Source organism: Sphingomonas sp. Sphisp66 (assembly GCF_047324325.1).
Taxonomy (GTDB): domain Bacteria; phylum Pseudomonadota; class Alphaproteobacteria; order Sphingomonadales; family Sphingomonadaceae; genus Sphingomonas.
The window spans coordinates 2,555,910-2,575,118 of sequence record NZ_CP168508.1 but is presented as its reverse complement, the minus strand read 5'-3'; the positions used below and the strand labels follow the sequence as shown (position 1 = coordinate 2,575,118).

18 protein-coding genes are annotated in these 19,209 nt (G+C 67.5%); all 18 read left to right on the top strand.

The window, feature by feature from the left end; all coding sequences use genetic code 11:
- The first annotated feature begins 55 nt into the window (after positions 1-55).
- The 18 genes from ACEN8G_RS12150 to ftsA all read left to right on the top strand — a co-directional run bounded on the left by ACEN8G_RS12150 (position 56) and on the right by ftsA (position 19,188).
- On the top strand, positions 56-1,048 hold the full coding sequence (locus ACEN8G_RS12150) for a cysteine synthase A (RefSeq protein WP_413416603.1): 993 nt from the start codon (positions 56-58) through the stop codon (positions 1,046-1,048).
- Positions 1,049-1,132: 84 nt separating this feature from the next.
- Positions 1,133-1,426, top strand: a complete 294-nt coding sequence (locus ACEN8G_RS12145) for a hypothetical protein (RefSeq protein WP_413416601.1) — start codon at positions 1,133-1,135, stop codon at positions 1,424-1,426.
- A gap of 677 nt (positions 1,427-2,103) precedes the next feature.
- The gene (locus ACEN8G_RS12140; RefSeq protein ID WP_413416599.1) at positions 2,104-2,589 is read left to right on the top strand and encodes a division/cell wall cluster transcriptional repressor MraZ; all 486 of its coding nucleotides are present in this window, start codon (positions 2,104-2,106) and stop codon (positions 2,587-2,589) included.
- Positions 2,586-3,539 (top strand): 16S rRNA (cytosine(1402)-N(4))-methyltransferase RsmH, encoded by a 954-nt coding sequence (gene rsmH, locus ACEN8G_RS12135; protein WP_413416597.1) that lies wholly within the window; start codon positions 2,586-2,588, stop codon positions 3,537-3,539. The genes ACEN8G_RS12140 and rsmH overlap by 4 nt, the downstream gene beginning before the upstream one ends.
- A 1-nt stretch (position 3,540) precedes the next feature.
- A complete protein-coding gene (locus tag ACEN8G_RS12130) occupies positions 3,541-4,110 on the top strand; it encodes a hypothetical protein (RefSeq protein ID WP_413416595.1) in 570 nt (189 codons plus the stop codon).
- Positions 4,107-5,822: a peptidoglycan D,D-transpeptidase FtsI family protein gene (locus ACEN8G_RS12125; protein WP_307120575.1), complete on the top strand. Its 1,716-nt coding sequence runs from the start codon at positions 4,107-4,109 to the stop codon at positions 5,820-5,822. The genes ACEN8G_RS12130 and ACEN8G_RS12125 overlap by 4 nt, the downstream gene beginning before the upstream one ends.
- Positions 5,819-7,237 carry a UDP-N-acetylmuramoyl-L-alanyl-D-glutamate--2,6-diaminopimelate ligase gene (locus tag ACEN8G_RS12120; protein WP_413416593.1) on the top strand — a complete coding sequence of 473 codons (1,419 nt, stop codon included), beginning with the start codon at positions 5,819-5,821 and terminating at the stop codon, positions 7,235-7,237. The genes ACEN8G_RS12125 and ACEN8G_RS12120 overlap by 4 nt, the downstream gene beginning before the upstream one ends.
- 127 nt (positions 7,238-7,364) lie before the next feature.
- The gene (locus tag ACEN8G_RS12115) at positions 7,365-8,744 is read left to right on the top strand and encodes a UDP-N-acetylmuramoyl-tripeptide--D-alanyl-D-alanine ligase (protein ID WP_413415900.1); all 1,380 of its coding nucleotides are present in this window, start codon (positions 7,365-7,367) and stop codon (positions 8,742-8,744) included.
- Positions 8,744-9,814, top strand: a complete 1,071-nt coding sequence (gene mraY / locus ACEN8G_RS12110) for a phospho-N-acetylmuramoyl-pentapeptide-transferase (protein WP_307120578.1) — start codon at positions 8,744-8,746, stop codon at positions 9,812-9,814. The genes ACEN8G_RS12115 and mraY overlap by 1 nt, the downstream gene beginning before the upstream one ends.
- Positions 9,811-11,121 carry a UDP-N-acetylmuramoyl-L-alanine--D-glutamate ligase gene (gene murD, locus ACEN8G_RS12105; RefSeq protein WP_413415899.1) on the top strand — a complete coding sequence of 437 codons (1,311 nt, stop codon included), beginning with the start codon at positions 9,811-9,813 and terminating at the stop codon, positions 11,119-11,121. Before mraY ends, murD begins: the two co-directional genes overlap by 4 nt.
- Positions 11,118-12,347, top strand: a complete 1,230-nt coding sequence (locus ACEN8G_RS12100) for an FtsW/RodA/SpoVE family cell cycle protein (protein ID WP_413415898.1) — start codon at positions 11,118-11,120, stop codon at positions 12,345-12,347. Before murD ends, ACEN8G_RS12100 begins: the two co-directional genes overlap by 4 nt.
- Positions 12,344-13,495: an undecaprenyldiphospho-muramoylpentapeptide beta-N-acetylglucosaminyltransferase gene (murG, locus tag ACEN8G_RS12095; RefSeq protein ID WP_413415897.1), complete on the top strand. Its 1,152-nt coding sequence runs from the start codon at positions 12,344-12,346 to the stop codon at positions 13,493-13,495. Before ACEN8G_RS12100 ends, murG begins: the two co-directional genes overlap by 4 nt.
- Positions 13,492-14,898 carry a UDP-N-acetylmuramate--L-alanine ligase gene (murC, locus tag ACEN8G_RS12090; protein WP_413415896.1) on the top strand — a complete coding sequence of 469 codons (1,407 nt, stop codon included), beginning with the start codon at positions 13,492-13,494 and terminating at the stop codon, positions 14,896-14,898. The genes murG and murC overlap by 4 nt, the downstream gene beginning before the upstream one ends.
- Positions 14,895-15,089 (top strand): hypothetical protein, encoded by a 195-nt coding sequence (locus ACEN8G_RS12085; RefSeq protein WP_413415895.1) that lies wholly within the window; start codon positions 14,895-14,897, stop codon positions 15,087-15,089. The genes murC and ACEN8G_RS12085 overlap by 4 nt, the downstream gene beginning before the upstream one ends.
- Complete coding sequence (murB, locus tag ACEN8G_RS12080; protein ID WP_413415894.1) at positions 15,062-16,024, top strand: UDP-N-acetylmuramate dehydrogenase; 963 nt, start codon at positions 15,062-15,064, stop codon at positions 16,022-16,024. The genes ACEN8G_RS12085 and murB overlap by 28 nt, the downstream gene beginning before the upstream one ends.
- A 5-nt stretch (positions 16,025-16,029) precedes the next feature.
- Positions 16,030-16,956: a D-alanine--D-alanine ligase gene (locus ACEN8G_RS12075; protein ID WP_413415901.1), complete on the top strand. Its 927-nt coding sequence runs from the start codon at positions 16,030-16,032 to the stop codon at positions 16,954-16,956.
- The gene (locus ACEN8G_RS12070; protein WP_413415893.1) at positions 16,953-17,846 is read left to right on the top strand and encodes a cell division protein FtsQ/DivIB; all 894 of its coding nucleotides are present in this window, start codon (positions 16,953-16,955) and stop codon (positions 17,844-17,846) included. Before ACEN8G_RS12075 ends, ACEN8G_RS12070 begins: the two co-directional genes overlap by 4 nt.
- 82 nt (positions 17,847-17,928) lie before the next feature.
- Positions 17,929-19,188, top strand: a complete 1,260-nt coding sequence (gene ftsA / locus ACEN8G_RS12065; RefSeq protein ID WP_413415892.1) for a cell division protein FtsA — start codon at positions 17,929-17,931, stop codon at positions 19,186-19,188.
- Positions 19,189-19,209: the final 21 nt, after the last annotated feature.

The window sequence follows — 19,209 nt, the reverse complement described above, 5'->3', positions numbered from 1 at the left end:
ACCAAGTGCCAGCGCTTGCTTGCGGCGGGCGGGAAAGCGCTCCATCTAGGCCGCCATGCATGCGACATCCGACACGCTGGCGCTCATCGGCAACACGCCGCTGGTGCGCCTGAAAGGGCCGAGCGAGGCCACTGGCTGCGACATCTACGGCAAGTGCGAGTTCGCCAATCCCGGCGCCTCGGTGAAGGACCGCGCGGCGCTCTACATCGTCAAGGATGCCGAGGAGCGCGGGGCGATCCAGCCGGGCGGCTGCATCGTCGAGGGCACGGCGGGCAACACCGGCATCGGCCTGGCGCTGGTCGCCAATGCCAAGGGCTATCGCACGATCATCGTGATGCCCGAGACGCAGAGCCGCGAGAAGATGGACACGCTGCGCGCGCTCGGTGCCGAGCTGGTGCTGGTGCCGGCGGCGCCCTATTCGAACCCCGGCCATTTCGTCCACACCTCGCGCCGGATCGCCGAGGAGACGCCCAACGCGATCTGGGCCAACCAGTTCGACAACACCGCCAACCGCAAGGCGCATATCCACGGCACCGCCGAGGAGATCTGGGTGCAGATGGACGGGCGGATCGACGGCTTCACCTGCTCGGCGGGCACCGGTGGCACGATCGCCGGCGTCGGGCTGGGGCTGAAGGCCAAGGACGAGGACGTCGTCATCGCGCTGAGCGACCCGCATGGCGCGGCGCTCTACAGCTATTATGCGTGCGGCGAGCTCAAGTCCGAGGGCAGCTCGGTCGCCGAGGGCATCGGCCAGGGGCGGATCACCGGCAATCTCGAGGGCGCGCCGATCGACACGCAGTTCCGCATCTCCGACGCGGAGGGCATGGAATGGGTCGAGCGTCTGCTCAAGGAAGAGGGGCTGTGCCTGGGTCTCTCCTCGGGCATCAACGTGGCGGGCGCGGTGCGGCTGGCCAGGCAGCTCGGCCCGGGCAAGCGGATCGCGACGATCCTGTGCGACACGGGTTTCCGTTACCTTTCAACGCTCTACAATGCGGAATGGTTAACCGCGAAGGGGTTGCCGGTGCCGGGATGGCTCGCCACTGCGTGAACGATCCATCTTGGCAATGGGTCACTTCGGCGTTACATTTATGCAACAGATATGAGTGTGGGTTCGCCTGATACTGCCCAGACGATGCAGCGCGTACGCGTTGGTCTGACGGGGCTCGCCATGGTGGCGGTGCTGATCGTGCTTGCGAGCGCGGTCTTCACTTCCGCCAATCGCGAACAGGCGGTTTCCGCGATCGGGGCCTCCAACTCGGCCGTGGTGGCGAACATGACCGCGATCGGCAACACGCTGGGCGAGAAGATCAAGGAAGAGCCGCTCGCCGAACTCGGCGCAGCGCCCAGCACCGCCTCCACCGAGAAGACGGACGCCGCCGAGATCGCGCGGCAGCAGGAAGCGCAGCAGAACGGCGAGGCGCGCTGAGCTAGGGCGTGGTTGGGGATTTGGCCCCACCTGGCTCCATCCCACTCTAATCTATCTCTATTTTTCCCCGGCGAAGGCCGGGCCCAGTCTTGAAAGTCACGCGCCTTGGCGCGTCTTCGCCGCGCACCGCTTGGTCTGGGCCCCGGCCTTCGTCGGGGAAAGGATAGGGACGTGGCGCGCTTATCCACAATCTCCTTGCGATCGGGGCGGAAAGCGCCTTGAATCCCACGAAACTCGGTTAATCGGCGCCGGTTTTCCTGCGACTCGCAGGATTTCTGCGGTTCCTTGCAAGTTTGGTCTGGCGGCGCGGATGGAGCTCCCGCGAGACCCTGGTGCGGGAAAGCGGGGAAATTGCGCCACTTGGGCGGTTTTCCCGGGATCCGGCGGGATTTGGCCCCACTTTCAGGAATTACCCCTAGCATTTGCGGGTTTTACGGAGCGACCAACGAGAACAAATGCGAACAAAAGCCGATTCTAAGCAAAACATGGCTTGAAATTGGCACTGAGTGGGGCAAATTCCCGCTCCATCCCCAATTCTCCCGTTGAATCCCCGAGCATTTCTGCTAAAAAGAATGCTTAAGAGGGGGCACGCCCTTTTTCCGTCAGTTCAAGAGCGCCGGAGCGGCCGTGGGGGTTGATTCCGGAGGCGGGGAAGTCGTGTCCATTGGGGTTTTGGCGTGGCGGACAGGGAGCTCTTCGAGGGATTTGCGCTCCAGGCGGTCGACCAGAAGGGTCGCGTCGCCATCCCCGCAGACCTGCGCGCCGCCGCCGAGCGCAATTCCGACATCCGCCAGATCGTCGTGGGCCTGCATCCTTACGACCCGTGCCTGTCGGCGCATGACCTCTCCTGGTCCAAGGAGAAGTATGAGCGCCTCGACCGCAAGGAGCAGCAGGCAGCCGATCGCGGCGAGGACGCCGATCCGCGCGCCAAGCGCCGCGCCTTCGGCCAGGTCGAGAAGGCCCCGTTCGACGATTCCGGCCGTTTCGTGATCCCGCCCTTCTTCCGCATGAAGGCGGGCATCCAGAAATGGGCGCTGTTCTACGGCAGCGGCGAAACCTTCGACATCTGGGCGCCCGAGCGCCTGATGAACGATCCCGACGCGGACCCCACGCTGCGCGAGATCTGCGAATATCTGTGCCAGGCCAAGGGAGTGACGCTGTGAGCTCCCCGACCGAACCGCATATCCCCGTCCTGCTCCACGAAGTGGTCGACGGCCTCGCCCCTGTGCCCGGCGAGCGTCATGTCGACTGCACGTTCGGAGCGGGCGGCTACACGAGCGCCATCCTCGAGCGGGGTGCCGAGGTGGCCGCCTTCGATCGCGACCCCCGTGCGATCGAAGGCGGCCAAACCCTTGTCGCATCCGCCGGTGGCCGGCTGATCCTGATCGAGGCGCCGTTCAGCCAGCTGGAAAGCGAGCTCGAGAGCCGTGGCCTCGTGCCGGTCGACGGCGTGACCATGGACATCGGCGTATCATCGATGCAGCTCGATCAGGCCGAGCGCGGCTTCTCCTTCCAGCAGGAGGGGCCGCTCGACATGCGCATGGCCGGCGAGGGGATGACCGCCGCCGAGTGGCTGAACTCGGCCGACGAAGGCGACATCGCCGACGTGCTGTACCAGTTCGGCGAGGAACCACGCTCGCGCCGCGTGGCGAGTGCGATCGTCCGCGCGCGCCCGCTGACTACCACGACCGAGCTGGCGAACGTCGTCCGCAAGGCGCTGGGCCACAAGCCGCACGACAAGAAGGACCCGTCGACCCGGACCTTCCAGGCGGTGCGCATCTTCATCAACCGCGAGCTCGACGAGTTGGCGGAAGGTCTGGCCGCGGCCGAGCGGGTGCTCAAGCCGGGCGGCCGGCTGGCGGTGGTGACCTTCCACAGCCTGGAAGACCGGCTGGTGAAGCGTTTCCTGCGCGAGCGCAGCGGCAGCGAGCCGGCCGGCTCGCGCCATCGCCCGGCAGTGGCGGCCGCCGCCGCACCCAGTTTCGAACCTCCCGCCAAGGCCGTGAAGCCGAGCGACGAGGAGGTTGCCCGTAATCCGCGTGCCCGTTCGGCGACGCTGCGCGTGGCGCGGCGCACTTCGGCGGCGCCGTGGCGTAGTGAAGGAGTAGCGTAAGATGGCGATTCAGAGCTTCAAGGGACTGGGGTGGCTCCTCTGCGCCGTTGTCGTGGCGCCGGCATGCTACATGGTCAATTCGCACGGCGCGGCCGAACAGGCCAAGCTCAACGCGATGAAGGGCGCGATCCTCCAGGCGCAGAAGGACATCCGTGGGCTGGAGACCGAGTTCCAGACGCGCGCCAACCTGGCCCAGATCGAGCGCTGGAACGGCGACGTGCTGGCGCTTGCCGCGCCGGCCCCGGGGCAGTATCTGGCGAGCGAGACTGCGCTGGCCAGCCTCGACCAGCCCGCGCAGATCCAGAACGCTTCGCTGATCGTTCCGACCGGCGCGCCCGCGGCTCAGACTGCCGCAGCGGTGGCGACGGCATCGGCGGCTCCGGTGCAGTCGGCGCCCGCGCCGGTCCAGCCGGTTCCGGGCAAGAGCGTGGCGCAGCAGGACAGGGAACTTCACGACCTCATGAAGAAGGCTGACAAGCGGGTGGCGATGGCCGACAAGGGTGTGCTCAGCACCTCGACCATCGACGACCTGAAGAAGCTTGCCCAGCGCGAGAAGCTGGCCCTCCGTTGATCGTCGTCGTCGCCCCGCCGGCCCGCAAGGGCCGTACGGGCGATGCCCGGCAGGCGCTTGTCGCCACCGCCCAGGTGCGGCTGATGATCCTGTCGATCCTGTTCGGGTTCGGCATGCTGGTGGTGATCGGCAAGCTGGCGCTGCTCGCCATCTGGGCCGAGCCGGCGACGGCGCGCGACATCGCGACCACGCTGGTGCCGCCGCGCGGCGACATCACCGATCGCCGCGGCGCGCCGCTCGCGCGCTCGATCGACAGCTGGACGATCGCGATCCACCCGAACCAGGTGATCGGCGACAAGGCCGAGCTGGCGCAGAAGCTCGCGGTGCTGATCCCGGACCAGAGCGCAGAGAAGTATTTCGCGATCCTCCGCTCGGGCAGCGGCTTCGCCTATCTCAAGCGCCGGGCGATGCCCGAGCTGGTCAAGGCCGTGAACGAGCTGGGTCAGCCGGCGATCGAGTTCCAGCGCGAGAACGACCGGCTCTATCCGCAATCGACCCTGGCCGCGCATGTGCTCGGTTATATCGATAGCACCGGCCATGGCCGCTACGGCATGGAGCGGGTGCTCGATGCGCAGCTGAGCGATCCGGCAAAGCGCGGCCAGCCGGTGGCGCTGTCGCTCGACCTGCGCGTGCAGGCGGCGCTGGAGAACGAGCTGGGCACGGCGATGACGCAGCTGCAGGCGCGCGGCGCCGCGGGCGTGATCCTGGACGTCAAGACCGGCGAAGTGATCGCGATGACCTCGCTTCCCGCCTTCAACCCCAATGCGATCGACGGGCCGCCGCCGCGCAACAACGTGACGCAGAGCGTTTACGAGCTCGGCTCGACCTTCAAGCCGCTGGCGGTGGCCGCGGCTATCGATACGGGCACGATCACCTCGATGTCGCGCCGCTTCGATGCGACGGTGCCGCTGCAGGTCGGCCGCTTCAAGATCCATGACGATCCGGGCGACGAGCAGTTCCGCTGGCTCAATATTCCCGAGACGCTGATCTATTCCTCGAACATCGCCACCGCGCGCATCGCCGACGAGCTGGGCGCGGCGAAGATGCAGGAGATCTTCCGCCGCTTCGAGTTCGACCAGCGGCCGAAGATCGAGCTGGACGCCAGCGCCAGGCCGCTCTGGCCGGCGAGCTGGGGGCGGCTGACGGTGATGACGACTGCCTATGGGCACGGTATCGCGGTGACGCCGCTGCATCTCGCCACCGCCTATGCCGCGATGGTGAATGGCGGAATCCTGCTGCCGGCGACGCTGCGCAAGGTCGATCCCGCGCATCCGCCCCAGGGCAAGCGCGTGCTGCAGCAGGCGACCAGCGACCGGATGCGCCAGCTGCTCCGCCTGATCGTGCTCAAGGGCACGGGCCGCAAGGGCGACGCGCCGGGCTTCCGCATCGCGGGCAAGACCGGCACCGCGGAGGCGGCCGCCGGTGGTGGTTATGACAAGAGTCGCAACGTTTCGACCTTCGCGGCGGCTTTCCCCATCGACGCACCGCGCTATGTCATGATCGCAATGCTCGATTCGCCCAAAGCCAACCCCTCGATCGGCGTCTATCGCACGACTGCTGCCTGGACGGTGGCGCCGGTGGTGGCGCGGGTGGTGAGCCGCACCGGCTCGCTGCTCGGGGTGGTGCCGGATGCGAACCGCGATATCGACGAGCGCGAGCTGCTGCCGCTGATCTGGGCGGGGCCGGACGCCGACAAGAAGGATCCCGAATGAAACTTGGCGCGCTGACGGAGGGCGGGGGGGACGCCGTCGTCACCGGATTTGCCATCGACCACCGCAAGGTCGCACCCGGCACCATCTTCGGCGCGTTCGAAGGGGCGCGCTTCAACGGCGAGGATTTCATTGCCGATGCGGTGAAGGCGGGGGCGGTGGCCGTCGTCGCCCGGCCTGAGGCGAAGGTGGAAGGCGCGGTGCATATCGCCGACACCAATCCGCGCGAGAAGTTTGCCCGGCTGGCCGCGAAGTTCTTCGCGCCGTTCCCGGGCACGGCCGTGGCGGTGACCGGGACCAACGGCAAGACCTCCACCGTCGAGATGACCCGCCAGCTGTGGCGGATGCGTGGCTTCCATGCCGCCTCGATTGGCACGCTCGGCGTCACCACCGCCGACGACACGGTGTCGACCGGGCTGACCACGCCCGACATCGTCACCTTCCTCTCCAATGTCGCCGGGCTGGCGCGCGAGGGGGTGAGCCATGTCGCGTTCGAGGCTTCGTCGCATGGCCTCTCGCAGTACCGGACCGAGGGGCTGCCGGTGAAGGCGGCCGCGTTCACCAATCTCAGCCGCGATCACCTCGACTATCATGGCGACATGGAAACCTATTTCCATGCCAAGATGCGGCTGTTCGCCGATGTGCTGGACCTGGATGGGGGCACGGCGGTGGTATGGGCCGACGATCCCAATGCGCTGCGGATCGAGGATCTGGCGCGGCAGCGCGGCAACAAGCTGGTCACGGTCGGCGAGCATGGCAGCACGCTGCGCCTGATCGACCGGGAGCCGACTTTGCTCGGCCAGGGCCTGACGATCGAGGCCGAGGGCAAGGCGCACAAGGTCAATCTGCCGCTGATCGGCGCGTACCAGGCCGCCAATGCGCTGGTCGCGGCGGGGCTGGTGATCGCGACCGGCGGCGACGTGACGCAGACCTTGAGCGACCTCAGCCGGCTGCAGCCGGTGCGCGGGCGGCTCGAACGGGCGGTGATCACCAAGGTCGGCGCGCCGGTCTATGTCGATTATGCGCACACGCCCGATGCGCTGGAGGCGGCGATTGCGGCGCTCAAGCCGCATACCCAGGGCCGGCTTATCATCGTGTTCGGCGCTGGTGGCGACCGCGACACCGGCAAGCGCGCGCCCATGGGGCAGGCGGCGACGGCCGGCGCTGACGTAGTGATCGTCACCGACGATAATCCGCGCTCCGAAGATGCAGCGGCGATCCGTGCCCAGGTGCTCGAAGGCGCGCCGGGCGCGATCGAGATCGGCGGGCGCCGCGAGGCGATCAAGGCGGCGATCGACATGGCGGGCAGCGAGGACATCGTACTGATCGCCGGCAAGGGGCATGAGCAGGGCCAGATCGTCGGCGACATGGTGCTGCCGTTCGACGACGTCACCGTGGCGCGGGAGTGCGCGGCGTGAGGGGGCTGGGCGAGATAAAGCCCCTCCCCTTCAGGGGAGGGGTTGGGGGTGGGGCCTGTCCGGCTCACCGAGCCCATCGCTTGTTGACATGCCCCACCCCAACCCCTCCCCTGAAGGGGAGGGGCTTATGAGCGTGAGGTTGTGGACCGCAGACGAGATCGTCGAGGCAACTGGCGGCAAGGCTTCGGCGGAGTTCGAGGTTTCCGGCGTCGCGTTCGATTCGCGCGAAGTGGGGCAGGGGGACCTGTTCCTCGCACTGAAGGGCGAGACCACCGACGGGCACAGATTCCTCGATCAGACCTTTTCGCAGGGCGCAGCGGGCGCAGTCGTCTCGCAGCCGACCGATTATCCGCACGTCACCGTGGCGGACACCACCGCGGCGCTCGATGCGCTGGGTATTGCGGCGCGGGCGCGGATGCAGGGCAAGGTGATCGGGGTCACCGGCTCGGTCGGCAAGACCGGTACCAAGGAAGCGCTGTTCGCCGCGCTTGAGCGCAGCGCCCCGGGCGAGGCGCATCGCTCGGTCAAGAGCTACAACAACCATACCGGCGTGCCGCTCAGCCTGGCGCGGATGCCGCGGAACACGCGCTACGGCGTGTTCGAGATGGGCATGAACCATGCGGGTGAGCTGGCAGCGCTGACCCGGCTGGTCCGCCCGCATGTCGCCATCGTCACCACGATCGCGCCGGCGCATATGGGCTTTTTCGCCAATGAAGAGGCGATTGCCGATGCCAAGGGTGAGATCTTCCAGGGGCTGGAGCCGGGCGGTACCGCGATCGTGCCGTTCGACAGCCCGCATCGTGACAGGCTGGTCGCCGCGGCGAAGCCTCATGCGGCGAAGATCGTCACCTTCGGGCTGAACGAGGGTGCGGATTACCGCGCCGTCGAGACGATGCGCACCCGTACCGGCGGCACCTTCGTCACGGCGCGCTTCGGGCAGCGCGAGCTGAGCTTCACCTTGTCGCAGCCGGGGGCGCACTGGGTATCCAATGCGATGGCGATCCTCGCCGCGGTCGATGCCGTCGGTGCCGATCTCGAGCTGGCCGGGCTCGCGCTCGCCGAGCTGGGCGGGCTGGCCGGGCGCGGCGCGCGGCTCATGGTGCCGGCGCGGGGCGGCGAGGCGCTGGTGATCGACGAGAGCTACAATGCCAACCCTGCCTCGATGCGTGCGACGCTCGCGGTGCTGGCGCAGGAAAAGGGCCGCAAGCTGGCGGTGCTCGGCGAGATGCGCGAGCTGGGTGAGCATTCGGCCGCCTTCCACGCCGAATTGTCCGGCCCGATCGAGGCCGCGGGCGTCGAATCCGTCATTCTTGTCGGTGAAGCGATGGCGCCGCTCGCAGAGGCGCTTGAGGGCGCGGTCGATTTCGTCCATGTGCCCGACGCGGCGACCGCGCTGGGCAGGCTCGATGACATGCTCCAGGCGGGGGACGCAGTTCTCATAAAAGGGTCGAACGGCGTGCGGCTTGGGTCGGTGGTCGCGGCGTTGGCGGAAAGGGCACCTGCCTGATGTTGTACTGGATCGCGGACCTGCTGGGCTTCCCCGGCATCCTCAACCTCTTCCGCTATCTCTCCTTCCGCACCGGCGGCGCGGTGGCGACGGCGCTGCTGCTCGGCCTGCTGATCGGCCCGCGCTTCATCGGCTGGCTGCGTGTCCGCCAGGGCAAGGGGCAGCCGATCCGTGACGACGGTCCGCAGAGCCACCTCGCCAAGCGCGGCACGCCGACCATGGGCGGGCTTATGATCCTGACCAGCATCATGCTGTCGCTGCTGCTGTGGATGGACCTGCGCAATCCCTATGTCTGGGCGTGCATGTTCGTCACCTTCGGCTTCGGCATGATCGGCTTTCTCGACGATTACGACAAGGTGCGGAAGCAGAAGACCGCGGGCGTATCGGGCAAGGTCCGGCTGATCGGCGAGTTCGCCATCGCCGGCATCGCCGCGACGATCATCTGCTCGCAGAACGGCACGCAGCTCTATGTGCCCTTCTTCAGCAGCTTCCACCCCGACATCAGCTATTTCTACATCGCCTTCGCCGCGTTCGTGATCGTCGCGTTCGGCAATGCGGTGAACCTGACCGACGGGCTCGACGGGCTGGCGACCATGCCGGTGGTGATCGCCAGCATGGCGTTCATGCTGATCGCCTATCTGGCGGGCAACAAGATCTACGCCGTCTATCTCGGCATCCCGCACGTGCCCGGCGCCGGCGACCTGGCGATCTTCTGCGGAGCGATGGTCGGGGCGGGCCTGGCCTTCCTGTGGTTCAATGCGCCGCCGGCGGCGGTGTTCATGGGCGATACCGGCAGCCTCGCGCTGGGCGGCGCGCTCGGCACGATCGCGGTGACCACGCACCACGAACTGGTGCTTGGCATCATCGGCGGCCTGTTCGTGATGGAGGCGCTGAGCGTCATCATCCAGGTGTTCTTCTTCAAGCGTACCGGCAAGCGCGTCTTCAGGATGGCGCCGATCCACCACCATTTCGAGCAGCTCGGCTGGTCGGAGCCGACGGTCGTGATTCGCTTCTGGATCATCGCCTTCGTGCTGGCGCTGGCGGGCCTCGCGACGCTCAAGCTGCGGTGATCACGAGCAGCGCCTGGCGCGGCAAACGCTATGCGGTGCTCGGGCTCGCGCGCTCGGGGCTGGCGACGGTGCATGCCTTGCTGGCGAGCGGGGCGGAGATTCTCGCCTGGGACGACAATGCGGCGCAGCGCAAGGCGGTGGGGCACAAGGAACTGGAGGGCGAGCAGCTCTTCATCGACGACTTCACCGACTGGCAGGAATTTGAGGTCGATGGCCTTGTGCTGTCGCCCGGGGTTCCGCTGAACCGACTTCCGCTTGCCGAGGTCGCGCGCGAGACCGGTATTCCGATCATCGGCGATATCGAGCTGTTCGCCGAGGCGCGGGCCGAGATGCCCGCGCACCGCGTCGTCGGGATCACCGGGACCAACGGCAAGTCGACCACCACTGCGCTGATCCACCACATTGTCGAGACCGCCGGCATCCCCGCGCGGCTGGGCGGCAATATCGGGCTGCCCATTCTCGGCCAGGATCCGCTTCCCGAGGGCGGCGTCTATGTACTCGAGCTCAGCAGCTACCAGATCGACCTGACGCACAGCCTCGACTGCGATGTCGCGGTGCTGCTCAACATCACCCCCGACCATCTCGACCGCTATGCCGGCTTCGAGGCCTATGCGGCATCGAAGGCCCGGCTGTTCGCGATGCAGTCCAAGGGGCATGCCGCGATCATCGGGATCGGCGACGAGCCCTCCGCCGCCATCGCGCGTCAGGTCACGGATGCGGGCCGCAGCGAAGACCTCACCCGCATCGCCCCGGGCATCTGCATGGAGCAGTCGCGCTGGCCGGCGCTGCAGGGGCCGCACAACGCCCAGAACGCGCTCGCCGCGATTGCAGCCTGCCAGGCGCTCGGCATCGAGCAGGCGGCGATCGACAAGGGGCTGGAGAGCTTCCCCGGCCTGCCGCATCGCATGGAGCGGGTGAAGACGGTGAACGGCGTGCTGTTCGTCAACGACAGCAAGGCGACCAATGCGGACTCCACCGCGCCGGCGCTCTCGGCCTATCCCAGGATCCACTGGATCCTGGGCGGCAAGGCCAAGACCGACGATCTCGACGCCTGCCGTCCCGGCTTTCCCCATGTGGTGAAGGCCTACACGATCGGCGACGCCGGCGAGATGTTCGCGAAACTGCTCGAGGGCGAGATGCCGGTCGAGCGCTCCGGTACGCTCGACGTCGCGGTGAAGGCCGCCGCCGCCAATGCCCAGCCGGGCGAGGTGGTGCTGCTGTCGCCGGCCTGCGCGTCGTTCGACCAGTTCAAGGACTACGAAGCCCGGGGCCAGGCCTTCCGCGACGCGGTGGAGGCACTGGGATGAACGACACCGTCGAAGTGCCGGAAGCTGGAAACGAGGTTCGCCGTCGTGTCCAGCAACAGCTCGGCCGTGCGAGCAAGACGCGCGCGGGCATGTGGTTCTGGGAAGTCGATCGCGTGCTGCTCACGCTGGCGCTGCTGCTGATCGCGATCGGTCTGGTCGCGGTCGCCGCCGCATCGCCCGCCACTGCGCGCCGCTATTCGGACGCCACCCACATCATGGCGCCGATGTACTATTTCTGGCGCCAGCTGGTCTGGGTCTGCATCTGCGTGCCCGTGCTGGTCACGGTGTCGATGCTGCCGGTCACGCTGGCGCGGCGCCTGGCGCTGATCGGGGCGGGGATATTCCTGGTCTGCCTCGCGCTCGTGCCGATCGTCGGGCACGAAGTGAACGGCGCCAAGCGCTGGATCGGCGTGGGTATCTCCGAATTCCAGCCTTCCGAGTTCCTGAAACCCCTGTTTATCGTCGCCACCGCCTGGATGCTCAGCTTCCGCGCCAAGGACCCGCAGCTGCCCGTGCTGTTCGTCACCGGCGCGCTCACCGCATTGATCGGTGTGCTGCTGATGCTCCAGCCAGACTTCGGCCAGACGATCGTGTTCGGCAGTGTGTGGTTGATCCTCCTGATGATCTCGGGCATTTCGCCGGCGGCAATCGCCGGGCTCGGCGGCACCGCAGTCGCGGGGGTGATCTCCGCCTATCTGTTCTACGGCACTGCCCGCACCCGCATCGACAATTTCCTCTTCCCCACCAAGGACGCTGCGCTGGCCGAGCGCTACCAGGTGGAGATGGCGCACGACACGCTGACCGCGGGCGGCCTCACCGGCACCGGCCCTGGCAACGGCATGATGAAGTTCCGACTGCCGGAAGGGCATACCGATTACATCTTCTCGGTGATCGGCGAGGAGTTCGGGCTGATCGCCTGCGCGGTGATCGCGCTCCTCTATCTCGCGATCGTCATCCGCGTGCTGATGAAGCTGCTCGACGAGGAGGACGCCTTCCGCCTGCTCGCCGCGGCGGGGCTCGCTGCGCAGTTCGGTGTGCAGTCGCTGATCAACATGGCGGTGAATACCGGCATCGCCCCGTCCAAGGGCATGACACTCCCATTCATTTCCTATGGCGGATCGTCGATGATCGCGCTGGCGATCGGCTATGGGTTGCTGCTCGCCTTCACGCGCCGAAACCCGTATCTGAAGCGCTCGCCCTATACCGGCCGCTGGAGCAACGCATGACCAATTCCCGTAGCTATGTCCTCGCAGCCGGCGGCACCGGCGGGCATATGGTGCCCGCGGCCGCACTGGCGGCGGAGCTGGCCGCGCGGGGCCATCACGTCGCGCTGGTCAGCGACGATCGCGGTGTGCGCTTCCCCGGCCTGTTCGACGGGGTGGAGACGCATGTTCTTCCCGCCGGAAGGCTGGGCGGCGGTCCGCTGGGCTATATCCGCGCAGCGGGCAAAATCCTGGCCGGCCGCTCGATGGCGCGCAGGCTCTACAAGGAGCTGCAGCCCTCGGCGGTGATCGGCTTTGGCGGCTATCCCGCGCTCCCCTCGCTGCTCGCCGCGTTCAACGCCGGCGTGCCGACCATCATCCATGAGCAGAATGCCGTGCTGGGCCGGGTGAACCGCTTCGTCGCGAGCCGGGTCGATGCGATCGCGACCTCCTATGAACAGGTCGACCGGCTCAAGCCCGGCTGGCAGGCCAAGACCCATCTGGTCGGCAATCCCGTGCGCGAGGAAGTGCTGGCGCTGCGCAGCCGACCCTATCCACTGCTCGAGGAAGACGGCATCTTCCGCGTGCTCGTCACCGGCGGCAGCCAGGGCGCGACGGTGCTGAGCCAGGTGGTCCCCGATGGCCTCGCGCTGCTTCCCGTCCATTTCCGCCGCCGCCTGCAGGTGACGCACCAGGCGCGCGTCGAGGATATCGAGACGGTGCGCGCCAAGTATCAGAACCACGGCATCCCGGCAGATGTTTCGACCTACATCACCGACATGGCGGACGCGCTTGCCTGGTCGCACATCGTGATCGCGCGCGCCGGCGCCTCGACCATTGCCGAGCTGACCGCTGCGGGCCGCCCGGCGATCCTGGTGCCGCTGCCGACCTCGACCGACGATCACCAGACCGCCAATGCCCGCGAGATCTCGACGGCAGGTGGGGCGCGGACGATCCAGCAAAAGGCGTTCACCGCGGCGGAGCTCGCCAAGCAGATCCAGAAGCTCGGGCTCGATACCCAGGGGCTTGAGAATGCCGCGGCACGGGCGCGCAGCGTCGGGCGTCCCAACGCCACGCGCGACCTTGCCGATCTCGTCGAATCCATCGATGCGCCCGAGGCCCCGATCAAGGGCCAGCGCATCTCCATGCAGGGAAGGCCAGCGTTCGCATGAAGGGTGTCGCAAAGGACATCGGTACCATCCATTTCGTCGGTATCGGCGGCATCGGCATGTCGGGCATTGCCGAGGTGATGCACAATCTCGGCTATTCGGTGCAGGGCTCCGACGTGGCCGAGGGCTATGTCGTGCAGGGGCTGCGCAGCCGAGGCATTCCCGTCACCATCGGGCATGATGCGGGGAATCTGGGCGACGCGGCGGTGGTGGTGGTCTCCACCGCGATCGTGCGTACCAACCCCGAGGTGGAAGCTGCCTATCAGCGCCGCATCCCCGTGGTGCGCCGCGCCGAGATGCTCGCCGAGCTGATGCGCTTGAAGTCCACCGTCGCGGTGGCCGGCACGCACGGCAAGACGACGACGACCTCGATGGTTGCGGCGCTGCTCGATGCGGGCGGGGTGGATCCGACCGTGATCAACGGCGGCATCATCAACCAGTATGGCTCGAACGCGCGACTGGGCGACAGCGAGTGGATGGTGGTCGAGGCGGACGAGAGCGACGGCAGCTTCCTGCGGCTCGACGGCACCTATGCGATCGTCACCAACATCGATCCCGAGCATCTCGATCACTATGGCTCGTTCGACAAGGCGAAGGACGCCTATGTCGAGTTCGTCGAGAATGTGCCTTTCTATGGCGCGGCTTTGCTCTGCCTCGATCATCCCGAGGTGCAGGCGATCATCCCGCGGGTGCGCGACCGGCGGATCGTGACCTATGGCTTCGCCGCTTCGGCCGACGTGCGCGGCGTCAATGTCGTGCCGCATCATGGCGGCAACCGCTTCGAGGCGATCATCCGCAGCCGCGACGGCAGCACCCGCTCGATCGAGGGGATCGAGCTGCCGATGCCGGGCCGCCACAATGTCCAGAACGCGCTCGCCGCGATCGGCGTGGCGCTCGAGCTGGGCATTCCCGACGCGACGATCCAGCAGGGCTTCGCGAAGTTCGGCGGGGTGAAGCGGCGCTTCACCAAGGTCGGCGAAACGGGCGGCGCGACGATCATCGACGATTATGGCCACCACCCGGTCGAGATCCGCGCGGTGCTCGCCGCGGCGCGCGAGAGTGCCGAGGGCAGGGTGATCGCGGTCGTCCAGCCGCACCGCTTCACGCGCCTCAAGAACCTGATGGACGAGTTCGCCCAGGCCTTCAACGACGCGGACATGGTCTATGTCACCCCGGTCTATGCCGCCGGCGAGCTGCCGCTGGAGGGTGTGAGCTCGGACGCGCTGGTCGAGAATGTCCAGCGTCGCGGGCACCGGGCGGTCGCCGCGATCGAGAGCGAGGACGCGCTGGCGAAGACGCTTGCCGGGGTGGTCCAGCCCAAGGACATGGTCATCTGCCTCGGCGCGGGCGACATCACGAAATGGGCCGCCAACCTGGCCGGTGCGATCGAGGAAGCCCGGGCATGAAGGACTGGCTGACCCTAGGCGTGGAAATGCAGCGCGACCTGCTCAAGGCGCAGAAGGCGCAGATGGACGCCGCGCAGAAGTGGCTCGATGCCGGGCGCGACGTGATGAAGCTCCAGCAGGCCGGGCAGAAGGCGGCCGAGGCCAATCTCGACGCCTGGAAACAATGGTCGCGCATGTGGGGCTGGAAGTGAGCGCACCCTGCACCGCGTTGCCTCCGCTGCGCGGCACGATCGAGCACCAGGGCAGCCTTGCCGACTTCATCTGGTTCCGCACCGGCGGCCCGGCCGAATGGCTGGTGCGCCCGGACGACGTGCAGAGCCTCGCCGCGTTCCTGGCCGGGCTCGATCCCGAAGTGCCGGTGCTGCCGGTCGGCGTCGGCTCGAACCTGATCGTGCGCGACGGCGGCGTGCCGGGTGTGGTAGTGCGGCTGCCCAAGGCGATGGCCAAGGTCAGCATCGAACCGGGTAACCGCGTGCGTGCGGGGGGCGCCGCGATGGGCATCACCGTGGCGAGCGCTGCGCGCGATGCCGGGATCGCGGGCCTCGAGTTCCTGCGCGGGATTCCGGGTACGGTCGGCGGTGCGGTGCGGATGAACGCCGGCGCCTATGGCCGCGACACCAGCAATATCCTGGTCGAGATCACGCTGGTGACTCGAAACGGGACGGTGGAGACCTGGCCGGCGGCGAAACTCGGCTACACCTATCGCCATTCGGAACTGCCCGAGGGCGCCGTGGTGGTCGAGGCGCTGTTCGAAGGCACCCCGGGCGACAAGGCCGAGATCGGTGCCGAGATGGACCGGATCGCTGCGGAACGCGAGGCTTCCCAGCCGCTTAGGTCGCGTACCGGCGGTTCGACCTTCAAGAACCCGGCGGGTCACAGCGCCTGGAAGCTGGTCGATGACGCCGGTTGCCGCGGGCTTCGTCGCGGCGATGCGCAGGTCAGCGAAAAACACTGCAATTTCCTGCTCAATCTGGGCAATGCTTCCTCTGCCGACATCGAGGCGCTGGGCGAGGAAGTCCGCGCCAAGGTGAAGGCGCAGTCGGGCATCGAGCTGGAATGGGAAATCCAGCGTGTCGGCATGTTTGCCGACGACGCAAACAAAGACGCCATAGGGATCGATAAGTGAGCAAGTTGCACGTTGCCGTACTGATGGGGGGCTGGTCGGCCGAGCGCGAGGTCTCGCTGATGTCCGGTGCGGGCATCGCGGATGCGCTGGAGAGCCTGGGCCACCAGGTGACCCGCATCGACATGGGCCGCGACGTCGCGCTGAGGATCGCCGAGGCGAAGCCGGACGTGGTGTTCAATGCGCTGCACGGAACCCCCGGCGAGGACGGCACGGTGCAGGGCATGATGGACCTGATGGGGGTCAAGTACACCCATTCCGGCCTCGTCACCTCGGTGATCGCGATCGACAAGCAGCTGACCAAGCAGGCGCTGGTACCGCACGGCATCCCGATGCCCGGCGGGCGGATGGTGAAGACCGAGGAGCTGCACCAGGCCGATCCGCTGCCGCGCCCCTATGTGCTCAAGCCGGTGAACGAAGGCTCGTCGGTGGGCGTGGCGATCGTCACCAAGGAAGGCAATTACGGCAATCCGATCGCGCCGGAGGCAACCGGCCCGTGGCAGGAGTTCGACGAGCTGCTCGCAGAGCCGTTCATCCGCGGCCGCGAGCTGACCACTGCGGTGCTGGCGGGCGAGGCGCTGGGCGTGACCGAGCTGAAGCCGAAGAGCGGCTTCTACGATTACGACGCCAAATACACCGACGGCCTGACCGAGCATGTCTGCCCGGCCGAGATCCCCGACGAGATCGCCGATGCCTGCAAGCGCATCGCGCTGGAGTCGCACAGGCTGCTCGGTTGCAAGGGCACCTCGCGCTCGGACTTCCGCTGGGACGACAGCATGGGGCTCGACGGCCTGTTCCTGCTCGAGGTGAACACCCAGCCGGGCATGACGCCGCTCAGTCTCGTGCCCGAGCAGGCGCGCCATCTCGGCATTTCCTATCCCGAGCTGTGCCAGCGTATCGTCGACGAAGCGCTCCGCGAGGACGCCCAGGGATGAGCCGCGCGCCCTCCAGTCGGACGGCCACCCGACGCGGGGGCAAGCCGACGCCCAAGCGCAAGCAGGTCGCCCGCAAGAAGAAGCCCGGGCTGATGGACCAGGCGCTCGCCGCGCTGCCGTTCAGCGAGGCGACGCTCACCCGCATCGCGACCTGGGGCATTGTCGGCTTGTTCACGATCGGCCTGCTGACCGTCGCGACCTGGTTCGGCGTGCCGCAGATCATCGGCACCGGCGCTGCCCAGGCGGTGGGCGAGGCGGGGCTGCGCGTCGATACGATCCAGATCAACGGGCTCAAGCGGATGAACCGCATGACCGTGTACCAGCAGGTGCTCGACCAGAATTCGCGCGCCATGCCGCTCGTCAATCTGGGCGAGGTGCGTGCCAAGCTGCTCGCCTATCCCTGGATCCAGGATGCGCGCGTCTCGCGCCGGCTGCCCGACAAGCTGCTGATCGACATCGTCGAGCGCGAGCCGGCAGCGATCTGGCAGAACCACGGCCAGCTGATGCTGATCGATCCCACCGGCGTGCCGCTGGAGCCGGTCTCGCGTGAGGCGATGCCCGATCTGCCGCTGCTGATCGGCGACGGCGCCAATTCGCAGGAGCCCGCGCACCGCGAGCTGATGGACAGCGCGCCGGCGCTCAAGCCGCTGGTCCGCGCGGCCACCTGGGTCGGCAACCGGCGCTGGGACATCATCTTCGACACCGGCGAGAAGCTCCAGCTGCCCGAGGGCGAGAAGGAAGCGAAGGACGCGCTCAAGACCTTTGCCGAGAAGGACGGGGCATACCGCCTGCTCGGCCGCGGCAACCTAGGGTTCGACATGCGCGACCCCGATAACCTCGTCGTCCGCCGCCCGGCGGCGATCGGGGCGCCCGCCGCGACGGGATTATGAGTAACACCGTAGTTGCTATCGGGACAAAATCCTGATTCATAAGGTGAATACGGAATTAAGCTTTTTTCGAATTGAGGGGCAGATGGCGAAGGTAGCACCGGAAGGGCTGATCACGGCGTTGGACGTGGGTTCGTCCAAGGTCTCGGCGCTGATCGCGCAGAAGTCTGACGACGGCACGCTGGTGGTGCTGGGGACCGGCCAGCGCGAGAGCCGCGGCGTCAAGCGCGGCTATGTCGCCGACATGCACGCGACCGAGCTGGCGATCCGCGAAGCGGTCGAGCAGGCCGAGCGCATCGCCGGTCAGAACATCGAGGACGTCTGGGTGAGCTTCTCGGCCGGCGGGCTGATCTCGGACATCGTGCGGCTTGAATCCGATCTCGGCGGGCACCGCATCGAGCAGAACGACGTGGACGAGCTGCTCCGCGCCGGCAGCGCCGCGATCGATCCGCAGGGCAAGATGGTCCTCCACGCCCAGCCGACCCGCTACACCGTCGACGGCCTCGCGGGCGTCAAGCGTCCGCTTGGGCTGCACGCCGAGCGCCTGGGCGTCGACATCCACGTCGTCGCAACGGACGGCGCGCCGGTGCGCAATCTTGATCACTGCGTCCGCTCGGCGCATCTGGAGGTCCGCTCGATCATCGCCGCCCCGGTGGCGACGGGCCTGGCCTGCCTGACCGACGAGGAGCGCGAGCTCGGCGTCGCGCTGGTCGAGATCGGCGCAGGTGTCACCAACGTCTCGGTATTCTCGCAGGGTGTGCTCTCGGGCCTCGCCTCGATCCCGATGGGCTCGGCCGATATCACCGACGACATTGCCTCGTCCTTCGGCACCGCGCGTGCCTGGGCGGAGCGCACCAAGTGCTTCCACGGCTCGGCGAACCTGAGCCCGCGCGACAATCACGAGATGATCGACGTGGTGCCGGCCATCCCCGATGACGGCAGCGAAGGTCCGCGCATCACCAAGGCGCAACTCAACGCGATCATCCGCAAGCGGCTGGAGCGGCTGATGGGCGAGATCCAGAAGGAGCTGAAGAAGCTCAGCTTCGAGGATCCCGCGGGCCGCCAGATCGTCCTGACCGGCGGTGGCGCCGAGTTGAAGGGCGTCGCGGACTATGCCCAGCAGTTCCTCGGCAGCGCGGTGCGCGTCGGCCGGCCCAAGGGGCTGGTGGCGCTTCCCGAGGCCCATGCCGGCCCGGCTTTCGCCACGCTGGCGGGCCTGGCGCGCTTCGCCGCGGCCAATCCGATCGACCTGCGCGCGCTCGAGCCGACGCACCAGATGGTCACCCGGGCAAGCCCCGGGGCGCTCATCCAGCGGCTAATCGCGGCGTTCCGGGCTAATTATTAGAAGAAATGCGTTGGTAACTTC